At 58.2% G+C, this 14,830-nt stretch carries 11 protein-coding genes; 2 read left to right on the top strand and 9 right to left on the bottom strand.

Annotated elements, in window-relative coordinates:
• Nucleotides 1-13: 13 nt before the first annotated feature.
• The 5 genes from RHM55_RS02855 to RHM55_RS02835 form a co-directional block, all read right to left on the bottom strand.
• Nucleotides 14-1,159 (bottom strand): M14-type cytosolic carboxypeptidase, encoded by a 1,146-nt coding sequence (locus RHM55_RS02855; RefSeq protein WP_416152000.1) that lies wholly within the window; start codon nucleotides 1,157-1,159, stop codon nucleotides 14-16.
• 210 nt (nucleotides 1,160-1,369) lie between these two features.
• On the bottom strand, nucleotides 1,370-3,343 hold the full coding sequence (locus RHM55_RS02850; RefSeq protein WP_322179422.1) for an acetyl/propionyl/methylcrotonyl-CoA carboxylase subunit alpha: 1,974 nt from the start codon (nucleotides 3,341-3,343) through the stop codon (nucleotides 1,370-1,372).
• On the bottom strand, nucleotides 3,340-4,176 hold the full coding sequence (locus tag RHM55_RS02845; protein WP_322179421.1) for a gamma-carboxygeranoyl-CoA hydratase: 837 nt from the start codon (nucleotides 4,174-4,176) through the stop codon (nucleotides 3,340-3,342). The genes RHM55_RS02850 and RHM55_RS02845 overlap by 4 nt, the downstream gene beginning before the upstream one ends.
• Before the next feature lie 24 nt (nucleotides 4,177-4,200).
• Nucleotides 4,201-5,808 (bottom strand): carboxyl transferase domain-containing protein, encoded by a 1,608-nt coding sequence (locus RHM55_RS02840; protein ID WP_322179420.1) that lies wholly within the window; start codon nucleotides 5,806-5,808, stop codon nucleotides 4,201-4,203.
• 26 nt (nucleotides 5,809-5,834) lie between these two features.
• Nucleotides 5,835-6,998: an isovaleryl-CoA dehydrogenase gene (locus RHM55_RS02835; RefSeq protein ID WP_322179419.1), complete on the bottom strand. Its 1,164-nt coding sequence runs from the start codon at nucleotides 6,996-6,998 to the stop codon at nucleotides 5,835-5,837.
• A 271-nt stretch (nucleotides 6,999-7,269) separates the two neighbouring features.
• On the opposite strand from RHM55_RS02835, the gene RHM55_RS02830 reads away from it, so the two are divergent.
• The gene (locus RHM55_RS02830; protein ID WP_322179418.1) at nucleotides 7,270-8,949 is read left to right on the top strand and encodes an AMP-binding protein; all 1,680 of its coding nucleotides are present in this window, start codon (nucleotides 7,270-7,272) and stop codon (nucleotides 8,947-8,949) included.
• A gap of 552 nt (nucleotides 8,950-9,501) precedes the next feature.
• On the opposite strand, the gene RHM55_RS02825 is transcribed toward RHM55_RS02830, so the two are convergent.
• From RHM55_RS02825 to RHM55_RS02815, 3 genes are all read right to left on the bottom strand, one after another.
• Nucleotides 9,502-10,401 carry a hydroxymethylglutaryl-CoA lyase gene (locus RHM55_RS02825; RefSeq protein ID WP_322179417.1) on the bottom strand — a complete coding sequence of 300 codons (900 nt, stop codon included), beginning with the start codon at nucleotides 10,399-10,401 and terminating at the stop codon, nucleotides 9,502-9,504.
• 26 nt (nucleotides 10,402-10,427) lie between these two features.
• Complete coding sequence (locus RHM55_RS02820; RefSeq protein ID WP_219060173.1) at nucleotides 10,428-10,829, bottom strand: MerR family transcriptional regulator; 402 nt, start codon at nucleotides 10,827-10,829, stop codon at nucleotides 10,428-10,430.
• A 166-nt stretch (nucleotides 10,830-10,995) separates the two neighbouring features.
• On the bottom strand, nucleotides 10,996-11,943 hold the full coding sequence (locus tag RHM55_RS02815) for a LysR family transcriptional regulator (protein WP_322179416.1): 948 nt from the start codon (nucleotides 11,941-11,943) through the stop codon (nucleotides 10,996-10,998).
• 161 nt (nucleotides 11,944-12,104) lie between these two features.
• On the opposite strand from RHM55_RS02815, the gene RHM55_RS02810 reads away from it, so the two are divergent.
• Entirely contained in the window at nucleotides 12,105-13,337 is a 1,233-nt protein-coding gene (locus RHM55_RS02810) for an acyl-CoA dehydrogenase (protein WP_322179415.1), read from the top strand.
• A 48-nt stretch (nucleotides 13,338-13,385) separates the two neighbouring features.
• Here RHM55_RS02810 and RHM55_RS02805 read toward each other — a convergent pair whose 3' ends face one another.
• A complete protein-coding gene (locus tag RHM55_RS02805) occupies nucleotides 13,386-14,756 on the bottom strand; it encodes a phosphate ABC transporter substrate-binding/OmpA family protein (RefSeq protein ID WP_322179414.1) in 1,371 nt (456 codons plus the stop codon).
• Nucleotides 14,757-14,830 lie beyond the last annotated feature (74 nt).

Genomic DNA, 14,830 nt, shown 5'->3' with positions numbered 1-14,830 from the left:
AGGGTCAGTTGACTCAGCGCGGGACCGAGACCATTTCCGACACGGTGGTCAGGACATCCTTGGCCAGTTGTTTCGAGCGTTTGCCGGACCAGCCGGTGACGACGTCAGGCGCGTCATCGTTGTCCTTGAACGGCATTTCCAGGGTCAATGCCAGGCATTGGAAACGCTCGCCGACGCTGTTGCAGGCCAGGTTCATGTTGGCTTGGCCGGGGTTGCTGCGCGGGTAACCGTAGCGGGTCTGGAAATCCTGGGTGATTTCGCTCAAGCGGCGGCGGAAGTGTTCTTCCAGTTGCTGCTGGTGCGGGGTGTAGCCGGGATTGCCTTCACACGCGGCGGCAAACACGTAGGGGATTTCTTCATCGCCGTGGATATCGAGGAACAGATCTACGCCGTATTTCTCCATCTGCTGCTGGACGAAAAACACTTCCGGGCTCAACTCCCGGCTGGAATCCTGCCAGGCCCGATTCAGGTCTTTACCCTTGGCGTTGGTGCGCAGATGACCGTGGAATGAGCCGTCAGGGTTCATGTGCGGCACCAGGTACAGATCGGCGGCAGCCAGCAGTTGCGCCATGACCGGGTCGTGTTTTTCCTGCAAGCGTTCGATCAGGCCTTCCATGAACCATTCGGCCATGTGTTCGCCCGGGTGTTGCTGGGCGATGATCCAGACCTTGCGCTTGCCGACAGCACCGTCGCCTTTGCGCAACAGTTGGATGTCGCGACCTTCGACGCTTTTGCCGATGGCAATCAGCTCGGTGCCGGCTTTGTTGATAGCCTGTTCGATCAGCCAGTCATGACGTGCGCGGCTATAGGGTTCAAAGTAGGCGAAATACACCTGCGACTCGGTTGGCGCAAGGCTGAAATTCAGGGCCGTGCCGTCGAATGTTGTCGGTACACGAAACCAGTGTTCATGATCGTAAGAGGCCACGGCCTGGTAACCGTTCCAGGCGCGGTTGTAGCTGGACTGGCTGGCGTTGGTCAGGCTGAAGGCGTGTTTTTGGCCCACGTCCAAGTGTTCGGCCTTGAAGTGAAACCACTGAAGATGGGGGCTGTTCGTGTCGGGACGGATCGCCAGTCTTACGTTAGAAGGGTTGCTGGCGTCGAGTACTTCAATATTGCCGCTGTCGAAATCAGCGCTGATTTTGAGAGGGGTCTGAGTCACGGTTATTTCCTGTACGGCGGTACCAATTCGTGCCGGTACTGTACACCCATCGGAAAGAAACAAAAAAAAGACCCGGCAAAAAGCCGGGTCAAAACCGTGATTAGCCTGATGAGGAGATAACCCGGAAGCCGACCTGAGGCTTCTGGGTTATCGGGTTGATCTTGCGATCAACGGCGCCAATAATAACAATTATCATTCGCATGTCAAAGTTTATTTTGCTTCATCCAGTTCCACCAGTGCCGTGCCTTCGCTGACCATCTCGCCTTCGACGCAATACAGCGCCTTGACTACTCCAGCATGGGGTGCGCGGATGCTGTGCTCCATCTTCATGGCCTCCAGCACCACCAACTGCGCACCCGCGTCGACGCTTTGACCGACCTCGACCAGCACCCGCACGATGCTGCCGTTCATTGGAGCGGTCAGGCCGCCCTGATGGCTGTGGCTGGCTTCAATCTCGGCAATCGGATCGAGGCGTTTGATGGTGTGCAGCTCGCCTTGCCAATGCAGATATAAGGTATCGCCCCGGCGGATCGCCAGATGCTGACGGCGCACGCCATCGTGTTCAATCAGCAGTTGCTCGCCCCTCAGCTCGGCCAGCGAGGCGTTGCTGTTGCGCAGCTGGATCACCTGCTTCTGGCCATTGCAGATCAAGTGCAGGTCGATTTCTGTCGGCAGCCCGGCACGCAGACCGTTGTGGCTGGCCCACGGTGAATAAAGGTCGTCCTGACGAACCGTGGCTGGCTGGCTTTGGCTGAAGGCCTCGCCAGCGGCTTGCCAGAACTCTGCCGATAATTCTCCGGCGGGTGGCAGCAACTGTTCCTGATAGCGTGGAATAAATCCGGTATCAAGTTCCGCCGCTGCGAACGCAGGATGAGCGACGATGCGGCGCAGGAACGCCAGGTTGGTTTTCAGCCCGCCGATGGCGAACTCATCAAGCATGGCCAGCAAACGCAGACGTGCCTGCTCACGGTTCTCGCCCCAGGCGATCAGTTTGCCGAGCATCGGGTCGTAGAACGGCGACACGCTGTCACCCTCGGCTACGCCGCTGTCCACGCGTCGACCGGGGCCGGCAGCAGGTTCGCGGTAGATGTCCAGCGTGCCGGTGGCCGGCAAAAAATCGTTGGCGGGGTCTTCGGCGTACAGCCGCACTTCGATGGCATGGCCAATCAGCGGTACCTGCGCTTGAGTAATTGGCAACGCCTCGCCTTGGGCCACGCGAATTTGCCAGGCCACCAGGTCCAGCCCGGTGATCGCTTCGGTGACCGGGTGTTCGACTTGCAGGCGAGTATTCATCTCCATAAAGAAGAATTCGCCGCGAGAGTCCAGCAGAAACTCCACCGTGCCTGCGCCGACATAACCAATGGCTTGAGCAGCACGCACCGCCGATTCACCCATGGCACGGCGCAGCTCTGGGCTGAGACCGGGGGCAGGGGCTTCTTCGACGACTTTTTGATGGCGGCGCTGAATCGAGCAGTCGCGCTCATTAAGGTACAGGCAGTTGCCGTGCTGATCGGCAAACACTTGGATTTCGACGTGACGCGGCTTGAGCAGGTATTTCTCCACCAGCATCCGCGAGTCACCGAACGATGACTGTGCTTCACGCTGAGCCGAGGCCAGCGCTTCGGCCATTTCACTGACCTGTTCCACCACCTTCATGCCTTTGCCGCCACCGCCTGCCGTGGCTTTGAGCAACACCGGGTAACCGATGCGTTCAGCGGCGGCGCTGAAGGTTGCGACGTCTTGTGCTTCGCCGTGATAACCCGGTACCAGAGGTACGCCCGCGTCTTCCATCAGGGCCTTGGCGGCGGATTTGCTGCCCATGGCGTCGATGGCAGAGGCGGGTGGACCGAGGAAAACCAATCCAGCGTTTTCGATGGCGCGGGCAAACCCTGCGTTTTCAGATAAAAAGCCATAACCAGGATGAATCGCCTGGGCGCCGCTGGCCTTGGCCGCAGCGATCAATTTGTCGATCAGCAAGTAGCTGTCGGCCGCCTTGCTCCCACCCAGATCCACTCGGATGTCAGCCTCGCGGCTGTGTCGAGCATCGCGATCGGTGGCGCTGTGCACGGCAACGGTGGTCAGCCCAAGCGCCTTGGCGGTGCGCATGATGCGGCACGCAATTTCGCCCCGGTTGGCGACCAGAATTCGGGTCAGCAGTGGTGTAGGGGTCTGCGAGGCGCTCATGGGCGCGGCTCCTTTTTATTGGATTGAGCGGCGTCAGCCTGCTCGGACTGCCAGGCCGGTGCGCGTTTTTCCAGAAAGGCGCGCAAGCCTTCCTGGCCTTCAGGACTGACGCGGATACGGGCAATGGCGTTTTCGCAATAACGACGCAGGGCAGGGGTCAGTGCACCGTTACCTACTTCACGCAGCAGGTCTTTACTCGCACGCATTGCTTGTGGGCTGTTGAGCAGCAAGGTGTCGATCCACTGATCGATCTGCTGCTCGAACTCGGCGGCTGGGTAACACTCGGCAAGCAAACCGATTTCCCGTGCGCGCAGGCCACTGAAGCGCTCGGCCGTCAGGGCGTAACGACGCGCCGCACGCTCACCGATGGCTTGCACCACGAAGGGGCTGATCACCGCCGGGGCCAGGCCGATGCGCACTTCCGACAGGCAAAACTGCGCATCTTCGGTACCGATGGCCATGTCACAGCAACTGATCAGACCCAATGCGCCGCCATAGGCCGCGCCTTGCACGACCGCCAAAGTGGGGATCTTCAATTTGGCCAGGTTGTACATCAACTCGGCCAGTTCGCGGGCATCGTCGAGGTTGGTGTTGTAATCCAGGTTCGCCGATTGCTGCATCCAGGCCAGGTCGGCTCCAGCGCTAAAGTGCTTGCCCCGGCCACGGATCACCATGAAGCGCAGACGGGTGTCGGCTTGCACATCATCCAGGGCGATGATCAGCTCGCGAATCATCTGGGCGTTGAAAGCGTTGTTCTTGTCCGCGCGGTTCAGCCAGAGCGTGGCGAACCCCCGGGGATCTGTGTGCAATTCAACTGTGTGTAAATCGGTCATGTTCACTCCGTGGGCGCGGCCCGGTTACATCCGGAACACACCGAATGTGCTTGGCTCGATAGGCGCATTCAGCGATGCGGACAAGGCCAGGGCTAGGATGTCCCGGGTTTGCGCGGGGTCGATTACACCGTCGTCCCACAAACGGGCGCTGGAGTAATAAGGATGACCCTGGTGCTCATACTGATCGAGAATCGGTTGTTTGATCTCGGCTTCCTGCTCAGCGCTGAACGTGTGACCGCTGCGTTCGGCTTGCTCGCGCTTGACCTGCACCAGCACGCCAGCAGCTTGTTCGCCACCCATTACGCCGATCCGGGCGTTGGGCCACATCCAGAGAAAACGCGGGTCGTAGGCGCGGCCGCACATGCCGTAGTTACCGGCGCCGAAACTGCCGCCAATGATGACCGTGAACTTCGGCACCTTGGCGCAGGCTACGGCGGTGACCAGCTTGGCGCCGTGCTTGGCGATGCCGCCAGCTTCGTACTTCTGGCCGACCATGAACCCGGTGATGTTCTGCAGAAACAACAACGGGATGCCGCGCTGACAGGCCAGCTCGATGAAGTGCGCGCCTTTTTGCGCCGATTCAGCGAACAGGATGCCGTTATTGGCCAGGATCGCGATGGGATAGCCGTGCAGATGGGCAAAGCCGCAGACCAGCGTGGTCCCGAACAAGGCCTTGAATTCATCGAACACGGAGCCGTCCACCAGGCGCGCAACCACTTCGCGCACATCGAAGGGTTGCTTCGCGTCAGCCGGGATCACCCCGTACAACTCGTCGGCGCCATACAGCGGGGCAATGGGGGTCAGGGCGTTGAGTTCACCCTGTTTACGCCAGTTGAGGTTGGCGATGCTGCGTCGGGCCAAGGCCAAGGCATGTTCATCACTTTCGGCGTAATGGTCGGCAACCCCAGAGATCTTGCAGTGCACATCGGCACCGCCCAGGTCCTCGGCGCTCACCACTTCACCGGTCGCGGCTTTCACCAACGGTGGGCCAGCGAGGAAAATCGTCGCCTGTTGGCGAACCATGATTGCTTCATCGGCCATGGCCGGCACGTAAGCACCGCCCGCGGTGCACGAGCCCATGACCACGGCGATCTGCGGGATGCCCACGGCGCTCATGTTCGCTTGGTTGAAGAAAATCCGCCCGAAGTGCTCGCGGTCCGGGAACACTTCATCCTGACGCGGCAGGTTGGCGCCACCGGAATCGACCAGATATATGCACGGCAAGCGATTTTGCTGAGCGATTGTTTGCGCTCGCAGGTGTTTTTTCACCGTCAGCGGATAGTAAGAGCCGCCTTTTACTGTGGCGTCGTTGGCGACGATCATGCATTCGACGCCCTCGACCCGGCCAATGCCGACGATCAAACCTGCCGCGGGTACGTCTTCGCCATACACCTCGTAAGCCGTCAACTGGCCGATTTCAAGGAAAGGCGAACCGGCATCGAGCAAACGGTTGATCCGTTCGCGGGGCAGCAGTTTGCCGCGCGACGTGTGGCGCTCTTGGGCTTTAGGCCCGCCGCCCTGATGAACCTGGGCGAGCAACTTTCGCAAGCCTTTGACGTGTTCCAGCATCGCTGCGCCGTTGAGTGCGAATTCGGGCGAGCGCGTGTTGATTTGGGTGTGCAGGATGGCCATGAGGCACTCCAAAAGATCAAATAGGCTCAGCGCGTTTCGTTGAACAGCTCGCGACCGATCAGCATGCGGCGGATTTCACTGGTGCCCGCGCCGATCTCATACAGCTTGGCGTCACGCAACAGGCGTCCGGCCGGAAACTCATTGATATAGCCGTTGCCGCCGAGGATCTGGATGGTGTCCAGAGCCATTTGTGTGGCGCGTTCTGCGCTGTACAAGATCACCCCGGCAGCATCCTTGCGCGTGGTTTCGCCGCGCTCACAGGCTTGAGCCACGGCATACAGGTACGCGCGGCTGGCATTGAGTTGGGTGTACATGTCGGCGACCTTGCCTTGAATCAGCTGGAATTCGCCGATGCTCTGGCCGAACTGTTTACGGTCGTGAATGTAGGGCACCACCACGTCCATACAGGCCTGCATGATCCCGGTAGGGCCACCCGAAAGCACGACGCGCTCGTAGTCGAGGCCGCTCATCAAGACTTTGACGCCGCTGTTCAGCACACCGAGCAGGTTCTCTTCCGGCACTTCGACGTCATCGAAAAACAGCTCGCAGGTGTTAGAGCCACGCATGCCGAGCTTGTCGAATTTGTTGCTCCGGGAAAATCCTTTCCAGTCGCGCTCGACGATGAAAGCGCTGATGCCATGAGCGCCTTTTTCCAGGTCAGTCTTGGCGTAGATCACATACGTGTTGGCATCCGGGCCGTTGGTGATCCAGGTTTTACTGCCATTGAGAACGTAATGATCGCCGCGCTTGTCGGCGCGCAGTTTCATCGACACCACATCGGAACCGGCATTGGGTTCGCTCATGGCTAAGGCACCCACATGCTCGCCACTGATCAGCTTGGGCAGGTATTTGGCTTTCTGCTCGGGGTTGCCGTTGCGGTTGATCTGGTTCACGCACAGATTGGAGTGAGCGCCGTAGGAGAGGGCGACTGAAGCCGAGCCACGGCTGATTTCTTCCATCGCCACAACGTGAGCCAGGTAGCCCATGCCCGCGCCGCCGTATTCCTCAGAGACCGTGATGCCGAGCAAACCCATGTCACCGAACTTGCGCCACATGTCAGCAGGGAACAGATTGTCTTTATCGATTTGCGCCGCACGGGGCGAAATTTCTGCCGCGACAAAGGCCTGAACCTGGTCGCGCAGCATGTCGATGGTTTCGCCGAGGGCGAAGTTCAGGCTCGGGTAGCTCATGCTTTTTACCTTTCCTATTATTGTTGGGTGCAAACCCTGGGTTGGGGTCTTGAAAATAATGAGTGCTATGGTGAATGCTGTATTCACCTTTACGTTAACGTAAACCTGTCGGGCTTTGCCTGTCAACATCCGTTCATAGGCATGACCTTTACGTTAACGTCAATTTGCGCCAAAGTAGACGTGTTCGAAGAGTAAGGCCTCTATGATGGCTGTGTCTGGCGAAACGACGATACGGCTGTGATCCCAAAACAAACATAAAAAGGGACGGTCCATGATTCAACCTAGCTATTCTCGCGGTCGGCAGGACAAAGCGCTGTTGGCGCAGACCATCGGTCAGGCATTTGACGAGACTGTCGCCAAATTCCCTCTTGGCGAGGCATTGGTCGTGCGCCATCAGCAACTGCGCTATAGCTGGGCGCAGTTGGGCGAAGCGGTAGACCTGCATGCGCGGGCGCTGATGGCGCTGGGCTTGCGGACGGGCGACCGCCTGGGGGTTTGGGCCCCGAACTGCGCGCAGTGGTGCATTACCCAGTTCGCCAGCGCGAAACTGGGCGTGATTCTGGTCAATATCAATCCCGCCTATCGCACCAGTGAGCTGGAGTACGTGCTCAAGCAGTCTGGCTGTCAGTGGTTGATTTGCGCCGGAGCGTTCAAGACCTCGAACTACCACGCCATGTGTGCCACGCTGGTTCCTGAATTGTGTGACTACCCGGCAGGACAGCTGCGCAGTGAGTCCCTGCCGGAGTTGCGTGGGGTGATTAGCCTCGACGAGCAGCCGCCAGCAGGCTTTCTTCCATGGAGTGCGTTGGCGTCTTTGGCAGTCGAGGTCAGTGTCGAGCAACTGAACGAGCGACAGCGCTGTCTGCAATTTGATCACCCCGTCAATATCCAGTACACCTCGGGCACCACCGGCTTCCCCAAAGGTGCGACCCTCAGCCACTACAACATCCTCAATAACGGTTACATGGTTGGTGAAAGCCTTAGCTTGAGCGCGGCTGACCGCGTCGTGATCCCGGTGCCGCTGTATCATTGCTTCGGCATGGTCATGGGTAACCTAGGTTGCATGACCCACGGCGCAACGATGATCTACCCGAATGACGGTTTCGACCCTTTGCTCACCCTTCGCGTCGTGGCTGAGGAGCGAGCCACTGCGCTGTATGGCGTGCCAACCATGTTCATCGCCATGCTCGATCATCCGCAACTCAAGGCATTTGACCTGTCCAGCCTGCGCACCGGGATTATGGCTGGCGCGACCTGCCCGATAGAAGTCATGCGCAAAGTGATCAGCGAGATGCACATGAAGGAGGTGCAGATCGCCTATGGCATGACTGAAACCAGTCCGGTGTCGCTGCAGACCGGGCCTGAGGATGGCATTGAGCTGCGGGTAACGACCGTGGGCCGCACTCAGCCGCAACTCGAGAACAAAATCATCGACGAAACCGGTTGTGTCGTCCCGCGCGGCCAGATAGGCGAGTTATGCACCCGTGGTTACAGTGTGATGCTCGGCTATTGGAATAACCCGCAAGGCACCGCCGAGGCGCTGGATCAAGCGGGCTGGATGCACACCGGCGACCTGGCGTCGATGGACGACAATGGTTACGTGTGCATCGCCGGGCGCAACAAGGACATGATCATCCGTGGCGGCGAGAACGTGTATCCCCGCGAGCTGGAGGAGTTCTTTTTCACCCATCCCGCAGTGGCGGACGTCCAGGTGATCGGCATCCCGGATACCAGGTATGGCGAAGAGATCGTCGCCTGGATAAAGCTGCACCCGGGGCACGTCGTCAGTGCGCTCGAATTGCAAGGCTGGTGCAAAGACCGGATCGCCCATTACAAAACCCCGCGCCATTTCAAATTCGTCGACGAATTCCCCATGACCGTAACGGGCAAGGTTCAGAAATTTCGCATGCGGGAAATCAGTGTCGAGGAATTGCTGAAGGCGGTTGAGTAGGGGCTTGATGGGGTTTGGCAAACGCCAGATAGCACGAAGGGGAGCCTGGGCTCCCCTTCAAGGTTTTATGCATGCTCTTTTTTTATTGTTTTAGGGTGGCCTGTTGTTGTTTTTGGCGACCGTTCCCTTTTACCGCTGTTTTAGTCGATCCCATTCAGGATCAAGAGCAAACGTATTTTTTTGAGCGCTGACTCGCTTTCATCACCTGCGTGATCCAACCAGTTCGGGAGCTACCTGAGGTAGTTTTATTGTTCTCTGCCCGGTCGCGGGGTCGAAACCCCTGAAAAGCTATCCACTCCAAAAAAATCTATTAGCTGCGTCTCTGTCCGTGTTGTTCTTGTTATGTCAGAGCCGATACGTATTGTTTTTATTGGGTACTGCTTTGTTTTTTATTTTTGTTGTACGGAACTTATAGCAGAAGCCGTGCCAACTCTATCAAGCCCTTTAAAATCAATGGCTTGAAAAAATCACCATCAGAACCGCCCCTAAAAATTATCAGTGATTGTTTCCGTGTTACCCGTTTTGGTCTGTCTTTTTTCCAGGCGGTAACACTCAGCTCGCCAAACGCACCTTCGCGACCCGTGAACCGGTAGGGCGCCCCAGCACGTCACAGATACGCTGACCGGCTGCAATCAAGCGATCCATATCGATGCCGGTATCAATCCCCAGACCGTTGAGCATGTACAGCACATCTTCGGTCGCGACGTTACCGCTGGCGCCTTTGGCATAGGGGCAACCGCCGAGCCCAGCGATAGAACTGTCGAACACCTGAATCCCCTCAAGCAGGCTGGCGTAGATATTGGCCAGCGCTTGCCCATAGGTGTCATGGAAATGGCCCGCCAGTTTGCCCCGCGGGATCTGCCCGGCGACAACGTCGAACAAGGTGCGGGTCGCGCCGGGTGTACCGGTGCCGATGGTGTCGCCCAAGGACACCTCATAACAGCCCATGGCGAACAGTTCGTTGGCGACCGAGGCCACCTGCTGTGGTGCGACCTGGCCTTCGTATGGACAGCCGAGCACACAGGAGACATACCCGCGCACACTTATGCCGTGCAGGCGGGCGGCCTCCATGATCGGGACGAAACGCTCCAGGCTTTCGCTGATCGAACAATTGATGTTGCGCTGGGAGAACGCTTCGGACGCGGCGGCGAATACCGCGACTTCTGTCACGCCAGCGGCGAGGGCGTCTTCAAACCCCCTGAAGTTGGGCGCCAGCGCCGCATAGGTCACGTCGGGCTTGCGCTGGATCTGAGCGAAGACTTCAGCGGCCCCGGCCATTTGTGGGACCCATTTGGGCGAGACAAAACTGCCGACTTCGATATAACTCAGGCCTGCGGCGGTCAGTTCATCGACCAACCGCACCTTGTCCGCGACGCTAATGGGCTGGGCTTCATTTTGCAGGCCGTCGCGAGGGCCGACTTCCACCAGGCGAACATGTTGAGGCAGGGGCATGGCATCACCTTATATTTATTTGAGGTTTACTCAGTAACATCATGATCTGTAACTGTTCTTTCAAGTGCAGCCAGGCAACGCTCTTCAGCAGTGTCCAGCTCCAGCTGCATTTGCTGGATGTCCAGCAGTTGCTGTTCAAGCTGAGTACGACGGTCACTGATTTTACCGAGCATGGTATTCAACTGTTTTCGATTGTCGCCGCGAGGGTCGTACAGCTCGATCAGTTCCCGGCATTCTGCCAGGGAGAAGCCGATGCGCTTGCCACGCAGAATGAGTTTCAGACTCACCTTGTCGCGGCCTGAGTAGACACGCTCAAGGCCCCGCCGCTCGGGAGCGAGCAGGCCTTGTTCCTCGTAGAAGCGAATAGCGCGGGTGGTAATGTCGAGCTCGCGGGCGAGGTCGGAAATGCTGTAGGTCTGACTGCTCATGAAGGGACTCACGGTTAAACGTGTGGCTAACCTACGGCGTGCTTGACGTATACGTCAAGCTGCCTGCCGCGCCTTCATTCACTTTTGCTGCCTCATCCATGCGCAAATCACGACCATTTAACCTAGAAATGACTTTAAGTTATTAAAATTAACACTTGATAATCAATTACTTGGGATTGATATCTAAAGCTTTATCTACCTTATTTTCTTGCGCTGTCACCAGTTGGCAGAGTTCGATTATCTGCTCCCGCATCCAGCGGTTAGCCGGGTCCTGATCAGTGCTTTCGTGCCAGTAAAGGTGGGTTTCCACCGGCGGCACATCGTTGACCGGCAAATTGACATAGTGCAGATCATGGCGTCTGGCGAAGCGCTCCGGCACGGTCATGACCATATCGGTCTGTTGTAGCACTTGCGAAGCCATCAAGTAGTGCTGCGAGCGCAGGGCGATTTTGCGCTGAATGCCCATCTTGCCCAGTGCCAGGTCAACATGTCCCAGGCCGCTGCGGCGGCTGGAAATGTGGATGTGCGTCAGGGACAGGTAGTCTTCCAGGCTGAATTTTTCTTTGGTCGCCAAGGGATGCCCCTTGCGCATGGCACACACGTATTTGTCTTCCATGAGCTTGACGTGACGCACTTGCGGGTCGGTATTGAGGGGCGCATCGACGGCGAAGTCCAGCCGCCCGGCTGCCAGCTCCTTGGTGGTCTCGCGACGCTTGGACAAAAAGCTCTCGATAATCACCGCCGGGGCCAGTCGACGCAGACGTTGAAACAACGCAGGGAGGATCACCGCTTCGGTCAAGTCGGTCATGCTGATGCGGTAGGTCTTGTTTGCCTGCAACGGATTGAAAATCCGGCTTTCCTGCACCGAGACGCGCAGCAATGTCAGGGCGTTGCGCACCGGCCCGATGATGTTCTGGGCCATGGGCGTGGGCACCATGCCTTGCGCGGTCCGTACGAAAAGTGGGTCGTTGAAGGTCTCCCGCAGGCGGGCCAGAGCGTTCGAGACCGCAGGCTGGGTGATGCCGACAATCTGTCCGGCACGGGTCAGATTGGCTTCGGTATAGATGGCATCAAAGACAATAAAGAGGTTGAGGTCGACCTTGCTCAGATTCATTCCATTGCGCTCTCATGTTGTTTTTATTGAGACGTTACGAAGGCCGATCATATATCGGTTATGAATGTTTATACACGTTGAGAATAGGTTAGATAAATTTTCATCGCTGATCTAGCATCCAATTCATGCACTCACCCACCTCCTTCAGAAGGTAGCTGCTCATGGATTTCGCGTACTCCCCAAAGGTTCAAGAACTGCGTGAGCGCGTCACTGCGTTCATGGATGCTTATGTCTACCCGGCAGAGCCTGTGTTCGAACGTCAGGTCGCCGAGGGCGATCGCTGGCAGCCCACTGCGATCATGGAAGAGCTCAAACTCAAGGCCAAGGCTGAGGGGTTGTGGAACCTGTTCCTGCCAGAGTCGAAGCTCGGTGCGGGCCTGACCAACCTCGAGTACGCTCCGTTGGCTGAAATCATGGGCCGTTCGTTGCTAGGGCCAGAGCCGTTCAACTGTTCGGCGCCAGACACCGGCAACATGGAAGTGCTGGTGCGCTATGCCAACGAAGCCCAGAAGCAGCAGTGGCTTGAACCGATGCTGCGCGGCGAAATTCGTTCAGCGTTCGCCATGACCGAGCCGGACGTCGCGTCCTCCGATGCCACCAACATGGCCGCCCGCGCTGAACGTGACGGTGACGAATGGGTGATCAACGGCCGTAAGTGGTGGACCTCTGGCGCCTGCGACCCGCGTTGCAAAATCATGATTTTCATGGGCCTGAGCAATCCCGAAGGTCCGCGCCATCAGCAACACTCAATGATTCTGGTGCCGACCGATGCCCCTGGGGTGAAAATCGTCCGCTCGCTGCCAGTATTTGGCTACGACGATGCCCCCCACGGTCATGCTGAAGTGCTGTTTGAGAACGTTCGCGTGCCTTACGAGAACGTCCTGTTGGGTGAGGGGCGCGGCTTTGAAATCGCTCAAGGTCGACTCGGGCCTGGACGGATTCACCACTGCATGCGCTCTATCGGCATGGCTGAACGGGCATTGGAACTGATGTGCAAGCGTTCGATCAGCCGCACTGCATTCGGTCGTCCGTTGGCGCGACTGGGCGGTAACATCGACAAAATTGCTGATTCGCGGATGGAAATCGACATGGCGCGCCTGCTGACACTAAAGGCTGCGTACATGATGGACACCGTCGGCAACAAAGTCGCGAAAAGCGAAATCGCCCAGATCAAGGTCGTGGCGCCGAACGTGGCATTGCGCGTGATTGACCGGGCGATCCAGATGCACGGCGGCGCAGGGGTTTCCAACGATTTCCCGTTGGCCTACATGTACGCAATGCAGCGCACGTTGCGCCTGGCCGACGGCCCGGATGAAGTGCACCGCGCGGCGATAGGCAAGTTCGAGATCGGTAAGTATATGCCGAAGGAAATGCTGCGTAGCGAGCATCACTGACCGCGAGTAGCGGTGGGGGGCGGATTTATTCGCCCCCCACCCAGGTACTCAATACACCCAAACCTCTACCCGCCGATTTTTGATCCGGCCTTCATCGGCGTTGTTGGCCGCCACCGGCATCTCATCACCCAAACCGCGAATGTCGCGCAAGACCACGCCCGCCTTGACCAGCTCTCGCCGCACCGCCATGGCCCGGAGTTTGGACAATAACGCTGCCCGCGCTGGATCGCTCTTGGCATCGCCAAACCCTACCAGCGTGACGTGGCCGTTCAATTTGTCGTGTGTCTTGAGGTAGTCAACGACCCGCTGCAGGTCGAGTTGCGCCTTGTTATCCAGGGTCGCACTGCCTTGGGCAAAGCGAAAATTCACCGACAGACGCTGTGCTTGCTTGACGATGGCTTGATAGTCCGCAGGCAGCCCTGCTGAGGCCTGGACCTTGATCGCCTGTACCGTCTGGGCGATGAAGCCGCTGTTGGCAACGATGGCCTGGCCTTTGCTGCTTTGTGCGAACTGCACCAGTGCTTCGGCCCATGGTTGGAGGCCCTGAGGTGGCAGGTAGAAATACAGGCGCCGCGACAGAGGGTAATCCTCGGTGGCAATCAGGCTGACGGTCGGCAGCATCGGTTTCGAATCGCCATCGGCAATCGCGACAGCGTGGGCCCTGCGCACGTAAGGCAAACCGATAAAGCCAATGCCTCCACGGTCCTGGCTGACTTCATCAGACAGCTGCTCACTGGATTCGAATCGCTTGGTGTTGTGCGCCAGGGTTTTGCCGTACTTGAGCAGTACCAGCTCATTGAACGTGTCGAAGGTGCCGGAGTGATCATCGCGGGCATACAGGTGAATCGCGCCACCGGTACCGCCGAGATCTTCCCAGTCGTGGACTTCACCCGAGAATATTTGCGCGAGTTGTTCAGTGTTCAACTGATGCAAGGGATTGGCCGGATGGAGGATCACCGCCACGCCGTCGATGGCAATGACTTGTTCGGCCTTGCGGCTTTTCAGGTCGCCCAGCGAGGCCAGGTTCGCCAGTTCGCTGTCCTTGATCGGCCGTGAGGAGGCTGCCAGGTCGGCCTTGTCGGCCTTCAATGCAGTGAACCCCGTCCCAGAACCGTGGGCCGCCACCTCGATTAGTACCGTGCGTCCGGCAGGCGTCTGGCCGAGCACACGTTGTTCGTTCTCATGGGCGCCCGCTTCGATACGCACATTTTGCAGACCTTGGGCGTGCAGCAAGCCTTCGACCAGCGCTGGGCCCAACGCGGCGCCAATGGTATTGGAGCCTTGGATGCGTAACGCCGGGATGCCTTCGGCAGGGATCGGCAGTGCCGCGAAAACCACACCGGGCAGGGTGCTGCAGATAAAACCGAATAGCCAGGCTGCGCGGTGTCGGGCAGTACCAGTGAACAGAGCGCGCAGCATGTGCGGCACCTTATAGAGACAGAAAGTGCCGGGAGATTAAGTCAGAATGATTGCTGAAATATGACAGTCATGCC

The sequence above is a fragment of the Pseudomonas sp. MH9.2 genome (assembly GCF_034353875.1).
Lineage (GTDB): Bacteria > Pseudomonadota > Gammaproteobacteria > Pseudomonadales > Pseudomonadaceae > Aquipseudomonas.
The sequence above is the reverse complement of the archived record's forward strand: the minus strand, read 5'-3'. Positions and strand labels throughout refer to the sequence as shown.